The 20,107-nt window shown below is 69.9% G+C and carries 18 protein-coding genes; 12 read left to right on the top strand and 6 right to left on the bottom strand.

Annotation, left to right across the window (positions count from 1 at the left end):
- Positions 1-167: 167 nt before the first annotated feature.
- Positions 168-992: a DNA/RNA non-specific endonuclease gene (locus ACWTPI_RS32635; protein ID WP_454733836.1), complete on the bottom strand. Its 825-nt coding sequence runs from the start codon at positions 990-992 to the stop codon at positions 168-170.
- A 226-nt stretch (positions 993-1,218) separates the two neighbouring features.
- Between ACWTPI_RS32635 and ACWTPI_RS32630 the strand changes: the two genes are divergently transcribed.
- On the top strand, positions 1,219-2,127 hold the full coding sequence (locus tag ACWTPI_RS32630; RefSeq protein WP_454733835.1) for a LysR family transcriptional regulator: 909 nt from the start codon (positions 1,219-1,221) through the stop codon (positions 2,125-2,127).
- Positions 2,128-2,262: 135 nt separating this feature from the next.
- Entirely contained in the window at positions 2,263-3,006 is a 744-nt protein-coding gene (locus ACWTPI_RS32625; protein WP_454733834.1) for an SDR family oxidoreductase, read from the top strand.
- Positions 3,007-3,034: 28 nt separating this feature from the next.
- Here the strand turns inward: ACWTPI_RS32625 and ACWTPI_RS32620 are convergent, their stop codons facing one another.
- Complete coding sequence (locus ACWTPI_RS32620; protein ID WP_454733833.1) at positions 3,035-3,286, bottom strand: hypothetical protein; 252 nt, start codon at positions 3,284-3,286, stop codon at positions 3,035-3,037.
- A gap of 324 nt (positions 3,287-3,610) precedes the next feature.
- On the opposite strand from ACWTPI_RS32620, the gene ACWTPI_RS32615 reads away from it, so the two are divergent.
- The gene (locus ACWTPI_RS32615; RefSeq protein ID WP_020204984.1) at positions 3,611-3,817 is read left to right on the top strand and encodes a dodecin; all 207 of its coding nucleotides are present in this window, start codon (positions 3,611-3,613) and stop codon (positions 3,815-3,817) included.
- On the opposite strand, the gene ACWTPI_RS32610 is transcribed toward ACWTPI_RS32615, so the two are convergent.
- The 4 genes from ACWTPI_RS32610 to ACWTPI_RS32595 form a co-directional block, all read right to left on the bottom strand.
- Positions 3,786-4,577: a tetratricopeptide repeat protein gene (locus ACWTPI_RS32610; RefSeq protein ID WP_454733832.1), complete on the bottom strand. Its 792-nt coding sequence runs from the start codon at positions 4,575-4,577 to the stop codon at positions 3,786-3,788. The two genes, ACWTPI_RS32615 and ACWTPI_RS32610, sit on opposite strands and share 32 nt — an antisense overlap.
- A gap of 97 nt (positions 4,578-4,674) precedes the next feature.
- Positions 4,675-6,876, bottom strand: a complete 2,202-nt coding sequence (locus tag ACWTPI_RS32605; protein ID WP_454734058.1) for a TonB-dependent receptor — start codon at positions 6,874-6,876, stop codon at positions 4,675-4,677.
- Positions 6,877-7,339: 463 nt separating this feature from the next.
- The gene (locus ACWTPI_RS32600) at positions 7,340-9,007 is read right to left on the bottom strand and encodes a ShlB/FhaC/HecB family hemolysin secretion/activation protein (RefSeq protein WP_020204981.1); all 1,668 of its coding nucleotides are present in this window, start codon (positions 9,005-9,007) and stop codon (positions 7,340-7,342) included.
- A gap of 204 nt (positions 9,008-9,211) precedes the next feature.
- Positions 9,212-10,753 carry a collagen-like triple helix repeat-containing protein gene (locus ACWTPI_RS32595; protein WP_454733831.1) on the bottom strand — a complete coding sequence of 514 codons (1,542 nt, stop codon included), beginning with the start codon at positions 10,751-10,753 and terminating at the stop codon, positions 9,212-9,214.
- A 618-nt stretch (positions 10,754-11,371) separates the two neighbouring features.
- Here ACWTPI_RS32595 and ACWTPI_RS32590 point away from each other — a divergent pair.
- The 9 genes from ACWTPI_RS32590 (at position 11,372) to ACWTPI_RS32550 (ending at position 20,098) form a co-directional block, all read left to right on the top strand.
- Entirely contained in the window at positions 11,372-12,553 is a 1,182-nt protein-coding gene (locus ACWTPI_RS32590; protein ID WP_454733830.1) for a collagen-like triple helix repeat-containing protein, read from the top strand.
- 349 nt (positions 12,554-12,902) lie between these two features.
- Positions 12,903-13,079: a Flp family type IVb pilin gene (locus ACWTPI_RS32585; RefSeq protein WP_020204978.1), complete on the top strand. Its 177-nt coding sequence runs from the start codon at positions 12,903-12,905 to the stop codon at positions 13,077-13,079.
- 5 nt (positions 13,080-13,084) lie between these two features.
- Positions 13,085-13,591, top strand: a complete 507-nt coding sequence (locus tag ACWTPI_RS32580) for an A24 family peptidase (protein WP_029044020.1) — start codon at positions 13,085-13,087, stop codon at positions 13,589-13,591.
- Positions 13,592-13,651: 60 nt separating this feature from the next.
- Positions 13,652-14,116: a TadE/TadG family type IV pilus assembly protein gene (locus ACWTPI_RS32575; RefSeq protein WP_454733829.1), complete on the top strand. Its 465-nt coding sequence runs from the start codon at positions 13,652-13,654 to the stop codon at positions 14,114-14,116.
- 85 nt (positions 14,117-14,201) lie between these two features.
- Entirely contained in the window at positions 14,202-15,161 is a 960-nt protein-coding gene (gene cpaB / locus ACWTPI_RS32570) for a Flp pilus assembly protein CpaB (RefSeq protein ID WP_454733828.1), read from the top strand.
- An 85-nt stretch (positions 15,162-15,246) separates the two neighbouring features.
- Complete coding sequence (locus tag ACWTPI_RS32565) at positions 15,247-16,599, top strand: type II and III secretion system protein family protein (RefSeq protein WP_081651494.1); 1,353 nt, start codon at positions 15,247-15,249, stop codon at positions 16,597-16,599.
- A gap of 41 nt (positions 16,600-16,640) precedes the next feature.
- Positions 16,641-17,858: an AAA family ATPase gene (locus ACWTPI_RS32560; RefSeq protein WP_454734057.1), complete on the top strand. Its 1,218-nt coding sequence runs from the start codon at positions 16,641-16,643 to the stop codon at positions 17,856-17,858.
- 1 nt (position 17,859) lies between these two features.
- The gene (locus ACWTPI_RS32555; RefSeq protein WP_020204972.1) at positions 17,860-19,179 is read left to right on the top strand and encodes a CpaF family protein; all 1,320 of its coding nucleotides are present in this window, start codon (positions 17,860-17,862) and stop codon (positions 19,177-19,179) included.
- Positions 19,172-20,098 (top strand): type II secretion system F family protein, encoded by a 927-nt coding sequence (locus tag ACWTPI_RS32550; RefSeq protein ID WP_454733827.1) that lies wholly within the window; start codon positions 19,172-19,174, stop codon positions 20,096-20,098. Before ACWTPI_RS32555 ends, ACWTPI_RS32550 begins: the two co-directional genes overlap by 8 nt.
- Positions 20,099-20,107 lie beyond the last annotated feature (9 nt).

Here is a 20,107-nt window from a genome sequence, read left to right as displayed (position 1 = left end):
GGCTTGCTCCATCGTTAGTGAGACAAAAACTGGCGAGACGAAAACACAAAGGCCAGGCTAGCGCGGCGATGCGGCGCCGCCGTGACACGGGCGCCGCGGGCCGCCGCGCGCGGCAAACCGCAAGTGTGCCACTTCCGCGCTTTTCGGGTGCGGCGCGCCTTCAGTCTTCAGTCCGCCAGGTGCGCGCCCGGCAGGAATTCGATGCCGGTGCGGCGCACCAGTTCGCCGTAGGAAATCGGCTTGCCCGGACGCGCCTCGTCGGTGTTCTCGATCCAGTGCGCCCAGGCGCGGTTGGCCGCCGGGTCGTAGACCAGCTTGTAGAGGTATTTCGGCACCCAGACGTTGTCGCTGCCGATGGTCTGCACCCGGCCCTCGAAGACCGGGCCGGAGATCACGTAGACGTCGCCGCTGGCGCGCAGCGCGTACCTGCGCGTGGCCTTCTCGATCGAGGCCCACGCACGGCGGTTGTTCTGCGGCGCCTGCGGGACCATGTTGGCGAGCGAGAAGCTCTGTGCCATCGCCTGCGCGGTCGGCTGGTTGGCCGCCGGCGAGAGGTGGCCGCGGTCATAGCCGCTGCCCTTGTAGTCGTCGAGCTCGGCGCGCTCGGCGCGCGGCAGGCGCGCGTCGGCGAAGAAGCGGTCGGTGCGCGGCTCGTCGCGGGCGTCGGCCAGCTGGCTGCGCGACAGGCGCTCGGCCACGTACAGCGGGGTCTTGCTGCGGCCCGAGTGGAGCACCGCGAAGGCGTCGTAGCAAAGCGCGCGCGTCCTGGCCAGCGGGTCGTCGCGCAGCCTCGGCGCGGCCTGCTGCGCGAAGAACTGCGGGCATTGCGAGAAAGCGGTCGCGCCTGCTGCGGGCGGCGCGCTCTGCGGGTTGATGCCGCGGGACTTGGCCGTGGCGGGCGGTGCCAGTGCCGCCGCCGTGGCGAGGAACAGGGCCGTCAGTGCGATTGCCGCGGCCTTTTTCGTTGCCGGTGATGCTGATGCTGTCTTCATTCTGCGTGTGGAAATACGGGGCAGCCCGCGCAAGGCGGCCGCGCGGGCGCGATGGCAGGCCGCGCGGCACCCGGGCATCGGACCTGCCGGGCCGGCCCGGGCCGCGGGCGTCGCGCATTCTGCCAGAGTGCGGCCTGCCCGGCCCGCTTTTATAATCGCCGTTTCGTGTCGCGCGCGCGCCATCGCCGCGCGCACGCGCACATACAAGGACAAGGCGCCCACACCCATGCTCAACCGGCTGGAAATGCTGAGGATCTTCTGCGCGGCGGCGGAGTCGGCCTCGTTCAAGGCAGCCGCGGCGCGGCTCGGCACGTCGCCGCAGACCGTGACACGCGCCATCCAGGACCTCGAGGAGGCGGTCGGCGAGCCGCTGTTCCACCGCAACACGCGCCAGATCCGCATCACCGCGGCGGGCGAGCGGCTGGCCGAGCGCGCCCGCGCGGCGCTGCTCGACGTGGACAGCCTGTTCGCGCATCCGGCCAGCCGCTCCGACAGCGAGCTCAAGGGCGTGGTGCGCATCACCGCGCCCAGCACGCTGGGCCGCCAGCACCTGCTGGCCGCGCTGCGGCCGCTGGCGCTGGCCCATCCCGGCATCACGCTCGACATCCGCCTGTCCGACCAGCTGGCGGACGTGGTCGACGACGAGATCGACATCGGCCTGCGCCTGGGCATGTTCCGCGACCAGCGCCTGGTGGCGCGCATGACCGCGCGGGTGGCCTTCCACGTGGTGGGCACGCCCGAGCTGGTGGCGCGCGTGGGCAAGCCGGCCAGCCTGGCCGACCTCGCGGCGCTGCCCGCCACCGGCCTGATCGACCGCAGCACCGGGCGCGCGTGGCCCTGGTACTTCGCCCAGGGCGAGCAGTTCACGCCGCGCTCGCCGACCTTCCTGACCGACGACCCCGAGACCGAGATGGAGGCGATCCTCGCCGGCCTGGCCTACGGGCAGCTGCCGGACTACCTCGCGCAGCCGCACCTGCGCTCGGGCCGGCTGGTCAGCGTGCTGGAGCGCCACGCGCCGGCGCCGTGGGGTTTGTACATCTACCGCTCGCGGCGCAGCCCGGTGCCGATGCGCATCCGGCTGGTGTTCGACGCGCTGGTCGCCTACTTCGGCAACATGGCGGCGGCCGAGTCCTGAGCCGTATTGACGAGTGTGCCGGGTATTCCATATCCCGGAATACTGAAATCAGAATATTTCCATTTTTATGGATGGTCGCGGCCGACATAATGGCTTCGTGGCGGGCCGGGGAGCCCGCATCCAACGGAGCAGGAAATGAGCAAAGGTATCGAAGGCAAGGTCGTCGTCATCACGGGCGCCAGCAGCGGGCTGGGCGAGGCTACCGCGCATCACCTGGCCGCGGCCGGCGCGTTCCTGGTGCTGGCCGCGCGCCGCGGCGACCGCCTCGAAGCGCTGGCGGCGCAGATCCGCGCCGGGGGCGGCCGCGCCGAGACCGTGGTGGCCGACGTCAGCCGCCGCGCCGACGTGGAGGCGGTGGTGCAAAAGGCCGTGGCCAGCTTCGGCCGCGTCGACGTGATGGTCAACAACGCCGGCCTGATGGCGATCGCGCCGCTGAGCGAAGGCAAGGTCGACGAGTGGGAGCGCATGATCGACATCAACGTCAAGGGCGTGCTGTACGGCATCGCCGCGGCGCTGCCGGTGTTCCAGAAGCAGGGCGCGGGGCATTTCATCAACATCGCCTCGGTGGCCGGCGTGAAGGTGTTCAGCCCGGGCGGCACCGTGTACAGCGGCACCAAGTTCGCGGTGCGCGCGATTTCCGAGGGCCTGCGCCATGAAGTGGGCGGCGCCATCCGCACCACGGTGATCTCGCCGGGCGCGGTGGACTCGGAGCTCAAGCTCGGCAGCAGCCATGCGCAAAGCGCGCAGACCGTGAACGAGTTCTACCAGCAGGCGATTCCCGCGGACTCCGTGACGCGCGCGATCGCCTACGCGATCGAGCAGCCGGCGGACGTGGACATCAACGAGATCGTGCTGCGCCCGACCGTGCAGGAGTTCTGAGATTTCGCAGCAGTTGCCGCGCGCCGCGTCAGGCGACGCGCGGCGTCTTGCGGGCCCGCATGCCGGACGGGCGCACCTGCTGCAGCGTGCGCAGGCTCAGGATGGCATCCTCGATGGCTTCGATGCCCTGGGTGAGGCGTTCGCGCGCCTGGCCCAGCGCGGTCTGCGTCTCGGCGTCGAAGATGGCCAGGTGATCGAGCGAATCGAGTTCCGCCTGCAATTGTCCGACCAGGCGTCTTAACTGCGCGGTGCTGTGTGATGCGGTAGAGCGTATTGCCATTGCGGTCTCCGAAAAGGCAGGGCGCACACTCGTAAGGTAGAACGTATGTGGCGGAAAGGACAAACACTTTCGCCGCCGCCAGCGGCCGTTTCGCCGGTTCGGCAACACCGGGCAACACCGGGCGGCAAAGTGGCAGCCGCATGCGGCATATGCCGCCGGCGCCGCCCGGCCGGGTGTCGCGCGATGCCGTACCCGCCGCGCGCGCGGGCCATCGCGCCGCGCCCGCGCGATGCGGTGCCTGCCGCGTTGCCGCGCTTGGGCTTTGCCGGCGGGGCTGCCTATGATGAACAGGCGGGCCCGACGCGCCGCGCCAAGGAGGCAGACATGTCAAACCACACCTACAAGCTGGTCGAGATCGTGGGCTCCTCGCCGGATGGCTGCGACGCGGCCATCCGCAGCGCCATCGCGAAGGCCGGCGAGACCATCAAGCACATCGACTGGTTCGAAGTGGTGGAGACGCGCGGCCACATCGAGGATGGCGAGGTGGCGCACTACCAGGTCACGCTGAAGATCGGCTTTCGGGTGACCTGAACTGCCGCGCGGCGGCGTCCGCATGGCGGAACAGCCGGTTGAGCGCGGCGTCGGGCGCGTCGCGCAGGAAGTCGAGCATTTTCTCGACGAAGGGCGCGTTGGCGGTCCGCGGCACCTGGCGCACCCAGCGGATCGCCTCGCTGTCCTGGCCGCACAGCGCCAGCGCGCGCGCGTAGTTGAACTGGCCGCGGAAGTCGCCGGCCTCGGCCGAGCGGCGGTAGTAGTCCATCGCCGCCGCGGTGTCGCGCTCCACCTCCCAGCCGTCTTCATAGAAGCCGCCCACGATGTTGAGCGACTTGGCATGCCCCATGCCGGCGGCGCGCCGGTACCACGCCAGCGCGTCGGCGCGGCTGGCGGCGATGCCGCGGCCAAGCACCAGCGCCGTGGCCAGGTTGTACATGCCCCAGTCCGAGCCGCGCTGCGCGGCCAGCGTGTACCACTGCGCCGCGGCGCGGTCGTCGCGCGCGGTGCCCCAGCCGTTCTCGTAGCAGCGCCCCGCCATGTTGGCGGCACCGGCGTGCCCGGCGTGGGCGGCATGCTTGAACCAGGCGAAGGCGCGGGCCTCGTCGCGCGCCACGCCGTGGCCGGCCAGGAACCACTGGCCGAGGATCATCTGCGCGTCGAGGTCGCCCCGCACGGCCGCGCCGCCCAGCCAGGGCAGCGCGAGGTGCGCGGGCTCGCGCAGCTTGCCGGCCAGCCCGGCCGCGCCGAGCTGGTCCAGTTCGCCCGGTGAGGCGATGCGAAAAGGCAGTGTGTCCATGCGAGGAAAGAAGGAAAAACGGCACACCGTGCCCGTGGACAAGGTGTGCCGCGTTGGTTTGCCGCGGGTCCGCCGGCGGGCAGCCCGCGCCGCGCGCTCAGTAGCGCAGGTTGAGGCTCACGATGGCCGCGCGGCCCGGCGCGATCGATGCGTAGTGGCTGGCATAGGCCTGGTTGTAGTAGACCTTGTTGGTCAGGTTCAGCAGGTTCAGTTGCAGGCCGACGTTCTTGTTGAGGCGGTACGCCGCCATCGCGTCGAAGCGCCAGTACGACGGCACCCACTTGTTGGTCGCCTCGTTGCCCCAGATCTTCGACACGTAGTACGCGCCGCCGCCCACCGTGAAGTTGGGCATGGCCTGGTAGGTCGTCCACGCGCTGAAGCTGTCCGCCGGGGTGTTGGGGAAGGACTGGCCGTCGGTGCTGCCGAAGGCGGCGCCCGAGCCGCCGTTCTTGCGCAGCTCGCTCTTCAGGTGGGTATAGCCGCCGAACACCGCCCACTTGTCGGTGACGTTGCCGGCGAAGCCCAGTTCCACGCCGTCCACGCGCTTGTTGCCGGCCATGATCGCGGTGCCGTCCTGCTGGACGATACGGGCATTGGTGGTTTCCACGCGGAAAATGGCGGCGGTCAGTTGCAGGCGCTTGTTCAGCACGTCCCACTTGGTGCCGAGCTCGAACGCGCGGTTCTTTTCCGGCGCGAGCTGGTCGCCGCGGTTGCCGGCGCGGTCCGGGGCCAGCGCGCTGCCGTCGCTGCCCTGCGACAGGAACGAGCCGGCCGGCGTGGACGAAGTGCCGTACGAGAAATAGACGCTGCCGTTCTCCACCGGCTTGAACACCAGGCCGAGCTGGTAGTTGAACAGGTTGTCGTCGCGCGAGTACTCGGCGCGGCTGCCGTCGGCCGCGCGCGCGGCCTGGAAGTCCGCGCTGTAGTGGTCGAAGCGCACGCCGCCGTTGAACAGCCATTGCTTGGTCAGCTCGATCGAGTCGAAGGCATAGACCGAGGTGGTGTTGGTCTTGGAGTTGCTCGGGTTGTTGTTGCGCGTGATCGCGCCGGTCCAGGGGTCGTTGGGGTTCGGGTTGAACAGCGTGGTGCAGTTGTAGCCGCCGGCGGCGCCCGGGCCGGCGGGGCAGCGGTTGTTGCCGGTGGCCACGGTGTAGCTGTCGTTCTCGCTCTTTTCCTGCGCGAACTCCACGCCGAACGCGTACTTGTGCTTGACCGTGCCGGTGGCGAATTCGCCGGACAGGTCGGTCTGGTTGGCGATGGTCCGCGCGGTGGCGATGCGCGTGTTGGTGCGGCGCCAGACCATGTCGTAGTAGATGTTGCCCTGGCTGTCGTCGGGCTGGGTCCAGATGTAGTCCTGCGTGGTGCGGGCGAAGCGCGTCTGGTTGCGGAACTTGAGCGCCGGGCTGAAATCGTGCTCGAAGCGCACCGTGCCCATGTCGGCCTTGTCCTTGCGGAAATCGCGGTCGAGCAGGCCGTAGAACGTGTTGCGCGGCACGTTCAGCGGCGAGCCGTCGCCGGCCGCGCGCGTGCGCTGGCGGCCGTCGGTGCGGCGGTTGAAGGCCGGGTTGTCGTAGGGGATGCCGGTGTCCGGGATGTCGTCGGACTGCATGTGGTAGTACGACAGCGTCAGGCGCGTGTCGGTACCCAGGCCGAACGCCAGCGACGGCGCGAAGCCCCAGCGGTTGGCGTGCGTGGCGTCGCGGCCGGGCACGTCGGCATCGTGGTACATCGCGTTCAGGCGGAACGCGGCGTGGTCGGCGAACTGCCAGTTGCCGTCGGCGGTGCCGCGCTTGTAGTCGGCATTGCCGAGGCTGACGTTGCCTTCGGCGAAGTTGCCCAGCTTGGGCGCCTTGCTGACGATGTTGATGCTGCCGCCGGCCGAGCCGCGCCCGTCGTAGGCGCCGGCCGGGCCCTTGGTGACTTCCACCGACTCCACGTTGAACAGTTCGCGGCTCTGCGAGCCGATGTCGCGGAAGCCGTCGAGGAAGGTGCTGGCCTGCGCGTCGTAGCCGCGGATGAACGGGCGGTCGCCGACCGGGTTGCCGCCCTCGCCGGCACCGAAGGCGATGCCGGGGACCGTGCGCAGCACTTCGCTGAGGCTGGTCGAGGCGGTGCTCTGGATCACTTCCTGCGGAATCACGGTGATCGACTTGGGCGTATCGAGCAGCGCCGCCGGCGTCTTGATCGAGGAGGCCGTGTCCGCCTTGAAGCCGCTGTCGGCGGTGCCCACCACCGTCACGTGCGGCAGCTCCACGCTGCCGGCCGTCTGCGCGGCGACGGGCGCGGCGGCCACGGCCATGCCCACGGCGCCCGACAGGCGCGGAATCTGGTGTCTTTTGTTCTTCCCGGCGGCAACAACAGTCTGCACGATTACCCCTGTTTTCTTAAATAATATTGAGAATGAGACAGATTATCATTTGACTCTTATATGTCCGTCAAGACATACAGGTGAACGACGTGTACGCAAAACGTTACATGCGTGGAACAAAAGTGATTCTGTCGCCGCGTCTGGACGGGATGCACGGGGGCGCCGGTAGCCGGGGAGCGGAAAAACAGGTCGGGACGGATGGGGAAGCCGGGATGGAGCGGGGAGGCGGGCGGCGCGGCGACGGGGACACGCCAATGCCCGGGCATTCGCCGGGTCCGCGTGTTTTCCCGCCTTGCGGGAAGACGGCGGCAGCGCCGCGGCCGTCAGCCGCGGCGCTGCCGCCGGTTCAGGAGGATCTGCGCAAACCGCCGTTGAAACGGCGTTGTCCGCGCCATCACTCGAACTGGTAGGAGTAGGTCGCGTTCAGGCGCGGCGAGCGCCGCGCGGCATTGACCGGCTTGTCGCCGACCGGCTGGGCGACCGACAGGTCCAGCGAGTAGTAGCGCCGGTCGGAAAAGCGCAGGCCGATGGCCACCGAGGACAGCGTGCGGTGCACCAGCGACACGCTGTTCGAATACACGCGCGCCATGTCGAACCACACATAGGGCTGGATCGTCTTCAGGTAGGTCAGCCCCGGCGTGAACAGCCGGTTGATCTCCGCCGACGCGCCCCAGCCCTTGTCGCCCGCCACTTCGCCGGGCGGGTAGCCGAGGCCGAAGAAGCGCCCGCCGAAGCTGATCTGCTCGCTCGAGGCCAGGCGCTGCGCGCTGTACTGCCCGGCGGCCGACACCGCCACGCCGAAGCCCAGCGGCAGGTCGGTCGCCTGCGACGCGATCAGCCGCGTGCGCAGGAAGCTCAGGTCGTTGACGTTGTTCTCGCGCAGCGCGCCGAGCGCGTCGATGCCCTTGTAGACGCCGAGCGTGGCGCTGCGCGTCTGGCCCTCCTGCCGCTGCACGTAGGACAGCTCCGCGCTCAGCACGCGCACGTGCGTGGTCAGCGCGATCTGGCGGTCGGTGCCGGCCTGCGTATAGCGCTCGAACTGGTCGTTGGCATAGACGCCGCCGGTGGCCGTGAGCGAATGCGCGTTGTTGAGGATGACCGGATAGCTCAGCGTGCCGCCCAGGCGCTTGGTGTCGTTCACGTAGCGCGAGTTGAAGCCGAGCTGCTCCAGCGTGCCGTTCTCGGGCACGCCGCGGTAGTGCGACGCGCTCAGCCGCGCGATCATGCCTTCGGTGCCGATCGGCTGGCCGTAGCTGGCCACGTAGTATTCCTCGTGGTCCGGCCCCTTCGGCACCAGCGCCGACACCGACAGTTGCTCGCCCAGCGGCGTGAGGCCGTTGGTGGTGGCGGTGACGACGCCGCGGATGCCGGGCGAGCGGTAATCGAGCGCGGTGCCGAACGTGAAGGGCTTGCGCTTGACGTCGAGCACCATCTCGCAGGCGCCGTCGGTGGTCTGCGGCGGCTGCACGGTGGCGGCCACCTGCACGCCCGGCTGCAGCGCCAGCACGTTGACGTAGTGCTCGAAGGTCTCGCGGCGCAGCGGCGTGTCCTCCTTGAGCTTGTCGGCGATGGCGCGCAGGCGGGCTTCGACCGGGCCCGCCTCGCCGCGCACCGTGACCGTGGCGACGTGCCCCTCCACCACGGTGACGATCACGTTGCCGTTCTCGAAGCTCTGCGCCGGCACGAAGGCGAAGGACAGCGGATAGCCGCGCTGCTGGTACATGTCGGTGACTTCCTTGGCCGTTTCCAGCAACTGCGCCACCGTGATCTCCTTGCCCGCCAGCGGCGAGAACTTCGCCGCGATCTCCGCGAACGGGATCGCCTTCACGCCTTCGATCTGGAAGCGCTGCGGCGTGAGCTTGCTCGACAGCAGGTTCTGCAGCGCCGAATCGGGCCGCTCCACCTGGACCGTGACCTTGCTCTCGGGCGGACGCGCCGGCGCGATGCTCGGCAGGGTCTGCGTGGGATCGCCCTGGACCGGGCTGCGCGGCTCGGCGCCGGCGCCGTGGCAGGCGGCGAGGCCGAGTGCCAAGGCGGCGGCGCGCAGGCGTGTGTGCGTCATGGTCTTACCCCTGGATTTTCCGTTAAACCTGCTTGCGGCTGTCACGCGCCGTGCCAATCGCGCCGGGGGGCCGCTATCCCCGGCGGTACCGCATGGCCATCGCGTTCTGTTGTGTCGGGCGGCTCGCGCCGCGCTCACTCTTGTATTTCGCATGCCGTTGCCTGTCAAGGCACGGCATGCGCTGCTGCGTGGCGGAGCGCGGGATCAGCGCTTGCCGCCGAGGTTGCCGAGGCCGCCGAGCAATCCGCCCACCAGGCCCGTCACCGGCGCGAGCGGCTTGCTGCCGCCCGCGCTGCCGGCACCGCTGGTGCCGCCGCTGCTCGCGCCGTTGCCGCCGGTCAGTCCCGCGACGAGGCCCGTTACCGGGGCCAGCGGATTGCCGCCGGCGCCGGCCGCGCTGCCTGCGTTGCCTGCGTTACCGGCCGCGCCGGAGACCGCGCCCACCAGGCCGCTGACCAGGCCCGTGACGGGCGCGAGCGGATTGCCCGCGCCGCCGCCGGCCGCGCCGCCGAGATTGCCGAGGCCGCCCGTAAGACCACTGGTGAGACCGCTGACCAGGCTGGTGACGGGCGCGAGCGGGCTGTTCGCGGCGCCGCCGGCACCGCCACCGAGTCCGCCGAGACCGCCGGTAAGGCCGCCAACGAGGCCCGTGACCGGCGCGAGCGGGTTGCTCGTGCCGCTGCCGCCGCCAAGGCCGCCCGTGAGTCCGCCCAGCAGGCCGGTGACCGGTGCCAGCGGATTGCCGCCCGCGCTGCCGCTGGGGTTGTAGACCGCGCCGCCGAGGGCCGCCACCGTGGTGCCCGCGCCGGCCACGATGCCGCCGACGCCGGACACCACCGGCGTGTCGGTCTGCTTGACCGTGTTGCCGATCTGCGCGATGCCGCCGCCCAGCGTCGTCAGCAGGTTGTTCACCGGCGCGCCGAGGCCGGTGGCCGCGCCAAGCGTCTGCGTGGCGCTGGTGAGCTGCGAGGTCAGCGGCACGATCAGCTTGCTGACGCCGCCGGTGACTTGTTCGACCGGGCCCGTCGACAGCGCCTGGCCGAGCTTGCCGCCCACGCCGTTGACGGCGGTGCCGAGCTGCGACACCAGCGAGCCGACCGGCGTCGTCACCGCGCCCAGCGGTGCCAGCGGGCCGCTGCCCAGGCCGCTGACCAGCGCGCCCGCGTTGGTCACGGCGTTGCCCACCTGGCTCACCACGCCGCCGGTGCTGGCCACCGTGGTGCCGAGCGGGTTGGCGGCATTGGGCATGTTGCCCAGCCCGTCCTGCACGCCGGTGCCCAGCGTGCTCACCGCCGCGCCGAGCGAGCCGATCACGCCGCCCAGGCCATTCTTCGATTCGGTGGAGAGGATGGGCAGGTTGGTGTTCTTGATCTGCGTGCCGAGGTCGCTCACCACGTTGCCGGTGGTAGTCACCACGTTGCCGGCCTGGTTGACGATCTGGCTGGTCGGCGTCAGCGCGGCCGGCGTGGTGCCGCCGCCGTTGTTGCCACCGTTGTTACCGCCGTTATTGCCACCATTGCCGCCGCCGCTGTCGCCCCCGTTGCTGCCTCCGTTATTGCCGGCGTTGTTCCCGCTGTTGCTGCCGCCGCCCGTGCCCGTACCTGCGCCGGTACCTGCGCCAGTGCCCGCGCCGGTGCCTGCGCCGCTGCCGGTGTCCATCGACGTCGTGCCGCCGCCGCTGGCGCAGCCGCCGAGTGCCAGAAGGGTGCCGAGCAGGGTGGTGACGATGATCTGTTGAGTACGCATGACCTTTTCCTTTTTTCCCGTCGTTTAAATCACGGTGCGCATTGGCGCGTCGTGTTGCACTCCTTTGCGCAAAGGGTGTGCCAGAGCGGGCCGGCATGCGCGCGCGGCACCTGCCGAAATCTCTCCAGCCCTTGCCACGCATGGGTTTCGGGAGGATGAGACATGGCCGGAAAAGGACCAGACATGGGCCCCGCGCGGGGTCTTTCCGCGTTACGCGTTACGTAACGCGGCGGCCCGCGCACGGAACAACGCCGGCCTGCGGACCCCCGCCGCGAGAACGAAGGAAAGCCGGCGCGCGGAACGTCGCGAGGGAACACGTTACGTAGCACGTAACACGCCGGCGGCAGCGAAGCACCGCGGCCCGGCGCGCGCCACGCGGCCCGGCGGCGGCGCGCCGGGCCGCGTGCGGCAACGGTTTGCGGCGCGCCGCGCGGCTGCCCGGCGGCGCGTGTCCGGCGCGCGCCGGACGGATGGCACGCAGCTTGCGGTAATGGCATCCGACAAGCACCGCGCACGGCGCAACGCCAGCGTCGCGGGCCCGGTCCCCGAGCCAACCAAGAAAGCCGTTCGCAGAACAACCGCTAGCACAACCTTCCGCGAGGAAGACCAGGAGATCCCATGAAAGCGCAATCCGCCCCGATGTCGGCCGTGACCCTCGCCTGTGCTGCCGCACTCATGCTGCTGGCCGGCTGCTCCTCCGGCGGGTCCGGCAGCGGCGCCAGCCCCGCCACGCCGACCGCGCCCTCGACGCCGACCACGCCCACCACGCCGACCAGCGCTGACACGACGCCCACGGCGAAGGTCACGGAAGGCGTGGGCAACACGGTGATCGCCGCGGGCAATGCCGTGAGCGACATCGGCAAGCAGATCCAGAACACGCCGCTGCCGCTGGTGCCGGAAGCCACGCGCAACAGCCTCGGTGGCGTGGTGGTGAATGCCGGCGACACGGTCGGCGCGCTCGGCGCGGGCGTGCGCGACGGACTCGGCAAGATGGGCGCGGTGGCCGACCCGCTCGGCGTGACGGTGGCCAGCACCGGCAACGTGGTGCAGAAGGCGGGCGTCACGGTATCGAGCGCGGGCGATCTCGTCAGCAGCCTCGGCACCGGCCCGCTCGCGCCGCTGGGCGCCGTGACCACGCCGGTGGGCGGACTGGTCAACCAGGTCGGCGGCGTGGTGACGATGGCCGGCGGCACGCTCGGCCAGGCACTGTCGACCGGCCCGGTGGCGCAGGTGACGGGCAGCGTGAGCAAGGCCATCGTGCCGCTGACCACGCAGCTCACCGACGCCACGCAGATGGCCGGCGGCGCCACCGGCCTGGGCGGCCCGCTCGGCAACCTGCTGGCCACGCTCGGCAACTCGGTGGCCAGCGGCGGCAGCCTGATCACCAATACCCATGCCCCGATCGTATCCAGCTTCGGCGGCGTCGTGACCGAGGCCGGCAAGACCGTTGCCGCGGCCGGCGGGGTCGTGAACGGTCCCGGCTCGGGCAGCGCCACCAGCCCGCTCGGCGGCCTGCTCAACCTGCCGGGCCTCGGCGGTGCCGCCGGTGGCAGCGGCGGCGGCAATCCGCTTGGCGGCCTGCTCGGCAACCTGCCGGTCGTCGGCGCGGTGGCCGGCGGCGCGGGTGGTTCGGGTGGCAGCGGCGCCGCCGCGGGCGCCCTCGCGCCAGTGACCGGCCTTCTCGCGCCCGTTACCGGATTGCTCGGTGGCTTGCGCAATACGGCAGGGGGCGCTGGCGGAAATGCCAGCGGCGCGCTGCCCGGATTGCCGAATCTGCTCGGTGGTCTGACTTCACACTGATAAAAGTTTTATTTAATTCTCTATTGATTTCGCCTTTATGGTGCGCAGTCGTCCTTACCCCGCGGCTGCGCATCCTTTTACACCGCTGCGCCGGATGGCTTCATCCGGATGGGTGTGGCATCCGGCGCAATTAGTGGTTTTGCTCTTTAAAAACGCACTGTTTTCAAACGGCCGTCAGCCATTAAGCTGAAACAAATATAACCCGAAGGGGGGGTATGGTTGATACATGGCTTTGAACTATAAATTCTCTCACCAGCGTTACTGCTCGATACTAGCCAGGCCAAAAGAGCCCGGCGGTGTCGGAGGGGTAAGCGGACGTTGGGTAACTAAACCTATACGGAGTGACATCATGAAAAAGGCTTTGGCGGGCTTCATCAGGGACGAACGGGGTGCTACTGCAATTGAGTACGGGTTGATTGTGGGGCTGGTCGCATTGGGGATCACCGTGGCTGCAAAGGGACTGGCTACCGATATTGGTACCTTCTTCCAGGCTATCGGCACGAAAATTACAACTATTCTCACCTGATCTAGGTGCTTACCCTTATTGCCGCACTATTCTGCGCGGCGATCATCTGGACCGATTTTGCTTATCGAAAAGTGCCCAATGCCGTGCTGATTGCCGCTATGGCGGCGGTCGGCCTGGCGTTCCCACTCGGCTTGATTCCGGAGCCGGGTCTCGCCTCTCGATTGCTCGGATTCACACTCGGCCTGCTAGTCATGCTGCCTTTCTATGTGCTCGGGCAGATGGGCGCAGGTGACGTCAAATTCTTCGCCGTGGCGGGTCTGCTGACCGGCCCGGTGGGGCTGGTGACGGTGTGGGTCGTGGGCAGCCTGCTGGCTTTCGTGCACGCCTTGCTGGTACGTGCGCGGGAGACGGTGGTCGTGAGGGTATGGGCAGACCATGTGGCGGGCTTGCTGCGGCGCTTGGCAGGCACCGCGCCATCGGTCTCGACAGGGCAGGCAAACGAGGTCAGGGGCATTCCATATGCCGCTTACCTCGCGGTCGGTTTGCTGGTCTGGATGATGCTCGGGAAGTAGGTGTCGCAGTCCGCGCCACCGGTTCGGCGCAAGAAGAACTAAAGCACAACCGGGTGAAGTATGTCATTGCGGGGAAATCACGCCGTGCGGACGCGCTCGTCCGGCGCGGCCGCGCTCGAATTCGCCATCGTATTGCCGATCTTGCTGGCAATGGTGATCGGCATCGTCTATTTCGGGGTCGTCCTGGCGATGCAGCAGGTGCTCACGCTTGCTGCCGAGGAAGGCGCGCGCGCGGCCCTGCGCTATCCCGCAGGGGCCACCGGCAATAACGCCGCGGCAACGCAGGCGTTAAGAGTGAGCGCGGCCTCGGCGACCGCCCTTGCCACCTTGCCGGCATCCATCCGGAATGCCGTTTCTTCCAGCAACGTTGCGCAGACCGTCACCTGCGCGAACCCGGGCGGCTCGGTCTGCGTCAAGGTCACTCTGAACCTGCCTTCCGGCGCGATCCTGCCCGTCGTGCCGGGCGTGCCGATGCCCGCCACGCTCACCGGCAGCGCCACCGTGCAGCTTGCTCCCGACACATGAACACCAGACCGCCGAGGCCGCGGCCTGACGCGCCTGCCCGCATGCGGCGAGGCCGCGTGCCGCTCAACCGAAACAGAGAGTCCACATGACCAGCAAACAGATTCGCGTGTTCGCCATCGCGCTGCTCGTCCTCGCGCTGCTGCTGGCGCTGCTGGCGTGGCGCGTGGCGCGCACGCCGGCCAAGCCGGCGGCGCCGGTGGCCGCTGCCGCCGAGCTGCATGCCGTGGTGATCACCGTCAAGCCGATCGAAGCGGGCAAGCCGGTTCCCGCCGACGCGCTCAAGGTCGAGCAGCTGCCGATCAACCCGACCGGCGCGTACACCGACGTGGCGCGCGTCGCCGGGCAGATCCCGCTGGTCGGCATCGGCGCCAACGTGCCCGTGCTCGAAAGCCAGTTGCTTGCCGGGCTGGCTTCACAGGTGAAGGAAGGCGAGCGCGCGGTGGCCGTCGCCGTCGATGAGGTGATCGGCGTGGGCAACCAAGTGCAGCCCGGCGATTTCGTCGACGTGTTCGCCGTGTTCCGCCGCGACGGCCAGGAGATCGAAGGCAGCCAGGCGCGCCTGCTGCTGGCGCGCCTGCGCGTGCTGGCCTACGGCGCGGGCACCGTGATCGAGACCGCCAAGCCCGCCCCGGACCAGATGATGGTGCGCCGCGAGGGCGCCAAGACCGCCGTGCTGGCGGTGCCCGTGGCCGACGTCGGCAAGCTGGCGCTGGGGCAGCAGAGCGGACGCCTGCTGCTGGCGCTGCGCAATCCGGAAGACGGCAGCGTGCCGGCCGAGAACCTGCTTGCCGAGCCGGCGCCCGCGCTGCAGGCCCGGCTGCCGGCCGGCGCGCCGGCCGTGCTCACCGCGTCCGACCGGGCCGTGGCCGGGGTGGCGCTGGCAAGCCTGGCCGGCGTGGCCGGCCCCGCCCGGCGCGAGCAGGCCGCGCCCCGGCCGGCGCCGGCGGCCGCGTCCGCCGTACCGGCGCCGCGGAGCCGCATGGCGAGCAGCGTGGCGCAGAACAGTGTCGAGGTGATCCGCGGCGGCAAGCGCGAGATCGAATGAAGCAAGGCCCCGCGGCCGTCCATGCGTGTCACGCTGGCGAGCCGCGGCGCTTTTCGGACAGTCATACTTTCTGGATAGCCGATTGATGAAATCCCTTCTTGCCGGCGCAGCCACCCTTGCCGTCTGCTGCGCCGTTTCCACCGCCTGGGCGCAGCAGGCGGAGAGTCCGCGGGAGCTGCGGCTCGTGGTCGGCAGCCAGCGGCAGCTGCAGCTGGCCCAGCCGCTGGAGCGCGTCGCCATCGGCAATCCGGCGGTGGCCGACGCCCTGCTGCTGAAGAACCGTGCCGGCGCCAACGGCGTGCTGGTGGTAGCCAAGAAGCCCGGCGCGACCGACCTGATGGTGTGGACGCGCGGCGAGCCGGCGCGGACCATCCATGTCCAGGTGGACGCCACCGAGGCCGAGGCCGACGGCGCCGGCGTGGCCGTGTCGGGCGCGGGCGCCGACATCAGCGGCCAGTCGCGCGATGCGCAGTCGGCCTGGCGCGCGCAGCAGCTGGCGCGCGCGGCCACCGCCGGCGCGGAAGGCAAGGGCAGCATGGTGGCAGACCGCTCGACCATTCCCGTCAGCGGCACCGTGCAGGTGGACGTGAAGGTGGTGGAGATCAGCAAGACGGTGCTCAAGGAGGTCGGCTTCAATTTCTATCGCAACAACGGCGGCTTTGCCTTCGGCACGTTCGCGCCGTCGTCGCTGAACAAGTTCACCTTCACGCCGGGCGCGAACGGCACCGGCTCGCTGAGCACGGACGTCAGCCTGCCGATCAGCAGCGCCTTCAACCTCGTCGCGGCGTCGTTCTCGCGCGGCATCTTCGCCAACCTGAGCCTGCTGGAAAGCAACGGCATGGCGCGCGTGCTGGCCGAGCCCAGCCTGGTGGCGCTGTCGGGCCAGAGCGCGAGCTTCCTCGCCGGCGGCGAGATTCCGATCCCGGTGCCGCAGGCGCTGGGCACCACCACGATCCAGTTCAAGCCGTTCGGCATCGGCCTGAGCGTGACGCCCACGATCCTGTCCAAGGACCGCATCGCGCTCAAGGTGGCGCCCGAAGCGAGCGATCTCGATCCCTCGCGCGGCGTCTCGATCAACGGCACGCTGGTGCCCGGCATCGTCACGCGCCGCGCCGACACCACGGTGGAGCTGGGCGACGGCGAGAGTTTCGTGATCGGCGGCCTGGTCAGCCGCAACACGGTCAGCAACGTCAGCAAGGTGCCGTTCCTCGGCGACCTGCCGATCATCGGCACCTTCTTCCGCAACCTGAATTTCAACCAGGAGGACCGCGAGCTGATGATCGTGGTCACGCCGCGCCTGGTGCGCCCGCTGGCCAAGGGCGCGGCGGCGGTGGCCGCGGTCACCGAGGACGGCCGCACCAGCGGCAACCCCAATGTGTGGGGCTGGTACGTGCTGGGCGAATACGTCGATCCCACCCTGCCGGGCTTCTCGAAATGAATCCCGGCGCGGCGGACGAAGGCACGGAGCGGCAGGCGCAGATGGGCTATTTCCTCTTCAACGCGGCGCAGCCCGAACCACGGCAATGGCTGTCGGCCGCGCTCTCCAGCCTGGGCCAGCTGGCGGTCGAGCCCGGCCCGCAGGACGTGTTCCTGGAACAGATCGCCACCATCAACCCGGGCATGGTGTTCCTGCATTTTTCGCGCGAGCAGGCGCTGGCCTCGGGCCGGCTCGCCGAGCAGGTGACGCGGCTCTATCCGGGGCTGCCGCTGGTGGCCGTGGGCAATGCCGGCGAGCCCGAGATCATGCTCGCGGCGCTGCGCGGCGGCGCCAAGGATTTCATCGACATGACCGCGCCGCCGGGCGGCGCGGTGGAGATCGTGCGCCGGCTGCTGACCGCGCGCGGCCAGGCCGAGCCCGCGCGGCGCGGCAAGGTGGTGGCGGTGCTGGGCGCGCGCGTGGGCGTGGGCGCGACCACGCTGGCGACCAACCTGGCCGCGGCGGTGCGCAAGCGCTGCCACGGCGAGGTGCTGCTGATGGACCTGGGCCTGCCGGCGCGCGACGGCTCGCTCTACATGAACATCAACCCCGGCTTTCATTTCGTCGAGGGCGTGCGCAACCTGCGCCGCTTCGACCAGGTCTTCGTGCAGACCGCGCTGGCGCGCCACGGCAACGGCGTGGTGGTGCTGCCGCTGCCGGCCACGCTGGCGGAGCTGCGCGACATCTCCTTCATGGAGGCGCTGGGCCTGCTCAACCGCCTGCGCGCGTTCTTCGACCTGCAGGTGGTGGACCTGGGCGGGTTCAGCAACATCGAGTTCATGGCGCACCTGGTCAAGGCCGCCGACACGGTGCTGCTGATGGTGGACCAGGGCGTGGGCGCCATCGTCTCGGCGGCCGAGCTGTTGCAGGAGCTGAAGAAGCGCGAGGTGGAACGGGAAGACCTGCACCTGCTGGTCTCGCGTTTCGACGCGCGCCTGGGCGTGGATGCGCAGCAGATCGCGCAACGGCTGGAGGCCACGTCGGTCGGCACCTTGCCCGACCGGCGCGAGCCGCTGGTGCTGGCGCTCAACCGTGGCGTGGTGCTGGCCGACGACAGCCCCGCCGATCCGTATGTCCGTGCCGTTGGCCAGCTGGTGGACAAGCTGGGATACCGTGCCGGCACCGCAAGCGAAGCCGGCTTGCTGGGCCGGGTAAAAGAAAAGCTGCCCGAAGCGCTGCGCGCCATGCGCGCGTTGCGCACTGAGCGGGCTGGGAACTGACATGTCGCAAGCCATTGAATTCTCCGACAACGCCGCCGCGCCGTTTCCTGCATCGCAGGAATTCCAGAACATCAAGGAGGCGGCCCACGAGCACCTGCTCACCCGGATCGAGGAGCTCGGCGCGGAGTTCGGGCGCTGGTCGCGCACCGCGATCAACCGCTTCGTCGACCTGGAGCTGGAGAGCTTCACGCGGCTGCGCCGGATCCCGATCAACGAGGTCGAGCTGCACCAGATCGCCGAGGCGCTGACCAAGGAGCTGGCCGGCTTCGGCCCGATCGAGGACCTGCTCAACGATCCGGCGGTGGAGGACATCCTCGTCAACGGCCACCTCGACGTGTACGTGTCGCGCCACGGCGTGCTGGAGCGCATCCCGGTGCGCTTCGCCGACAACGGCCACCTGCTGCGCATCGTGCGCCGCATCCTCGCGCCGATCGGGCGCCGCCTGGACGAATCGAACCCGATGGTCGACGCGCGCCTGCCGGACGGCGGCCGCATCAACGTGGTGATCCCGCCGCTGGCGCTGGCCGGCCCGGTGGTGTCGATCCGCAAGTTCCGCAAGGACCCGCTCACGCCGGCGGACCTGCAGGCGCTCGGCACCATGAGCCCGGAGGTCAGCGAACTGCTCGAAGCCGCGGTCAAGGCGCGCTGCAATATCCTCGTCAGCGGCGGCACCAGCTCGGGCAAGACCTCGCTGCTCAACGCGCTGGCCACCTTCGTGCCCGACGGCGAGCGCGTGATCACCATCGAGGACACCGCCGAGCTGGCGCTGAACCACCCGCACGTGGTGCGCCTGGAGAGCCGCCCCGGCGGCTTCGAGGGCACCGGCGTGGTGTCGATCCGCGACCTGCTGCGCAACAGCCTGCGCATGCGGCCGGACCGCATCATCGTGGGCGAAGTGCGCGGCGGCGAAGTGCTGGAGATGCTGCAGGCCATGAGCACCGGCCACGACGGCTCGATGGGCACGATCCACTCCAGCAGCCCGCGCGAATGCCTGTACCGGCTCGAGATGCTGGCCGGCTTCGCCGGCTTCCAGGGCAGCGAGTCCAGCCTGCGCCGGCAGATCGCCAACGCCATCGATTTCATCGTGCAGATTGGCCGGCTCTCCAACGGCAAGCGGCGCATCCTCTCCGTCACCGAGGTGACGGGCCTGGGCGACAACATCATCTCCACGCAGGAGCTCTATCGCCACGAGCCCTATACCGGGCCCGACGGCATCGAGGTGGACCGCTGGCTGTCGCTGGGCATCCTGCCGCATTCGCCGAAGCTCGCGCGCATGCGCCCGGCGGCCGGCTTCGGCCTCGACGACCGCTTCGATGTCTAGCGCTGCCCTGGCCGTCGCCGCGGCCGCGCTCGTGGTGCTGGGCCTGGGCCTGCTGCTGCTGGCCAGCGCCCGCGCCCGCGCGCAGGACGAGAGCGCGCGCGCCTTCCTGCGCGCGCAGACCGAGCAGGTCAAGGCACGCTACGCGGCCGCGCCCGAGCCGCAGGCCGGCAAGAAGCGCAACGACCTCGGCCGGCGCTGGGAAGAATTGCTGCGCCGGGCCGACCTGGCGCCCACGCGGCGCGCCTACTCGCTGGCCGCCGCGGTGGTCGTCTGCGTGGCGCTGCTGGCCGCCGCCGCCGGCGGCGTGCTGGCGGCGCTGACGGCGCTGTTCCTGACGCTGCTGCTGATGTATTTCCTGCTGTGGAACCGGGCGCGCCGCGCCGGCCAGAAGCTGCGCCGGCAACTGCCGTCGTTCCTCGACGCGGTGGTGCGCATGATGAGCATCGGCAGCAGCGTGCCGGCCGCCTTCCAGACCGCCATCGGCAACACCGAGCCGCCGCTGCGGCAGTGCCTGGTGCAGGCCATCCACCTGCAGCGCGCCGGCAAGGAACTGGACCAGGCGGTCCTGCAGGTGGCGCGCGTCTATCGCGTGGACGAACTGATGCTGCTGTCGTCCGTGCTGCGCCTGGCCACGCGCTATGGCGGCCGCGCCGACATCGTGATGGAGCGCACCGCGGCCTTCATGCGCGACCGCGAGCAGGCCCAGCAGGAACTGTATGCGCTGTCCGCGGAGACGCGCCTGTCGGCGTGGGTGCTGGGGCTGTTGCCACTGGTGGTGGGCGGGATGATGTTCGTGATGAACGCGGCCTACATCATGATGATGTGGCGCGATCCCGGCGGCAAGACGCTGCTGCTGGTCGCGCTGGCGCTCGAGGTGGTCGGGGCGGCCATGCTCTATCGCCTGGCCAGGTCGGTATAGGGGCGGCGC

This window comes from Cupriavidus ulmosensis, assembly GCF_977008105.1.
Note: the sequence above shows the minus strand (reverse complement) of the source record. Positions and strands in the feature narration are given on the sequence as shown.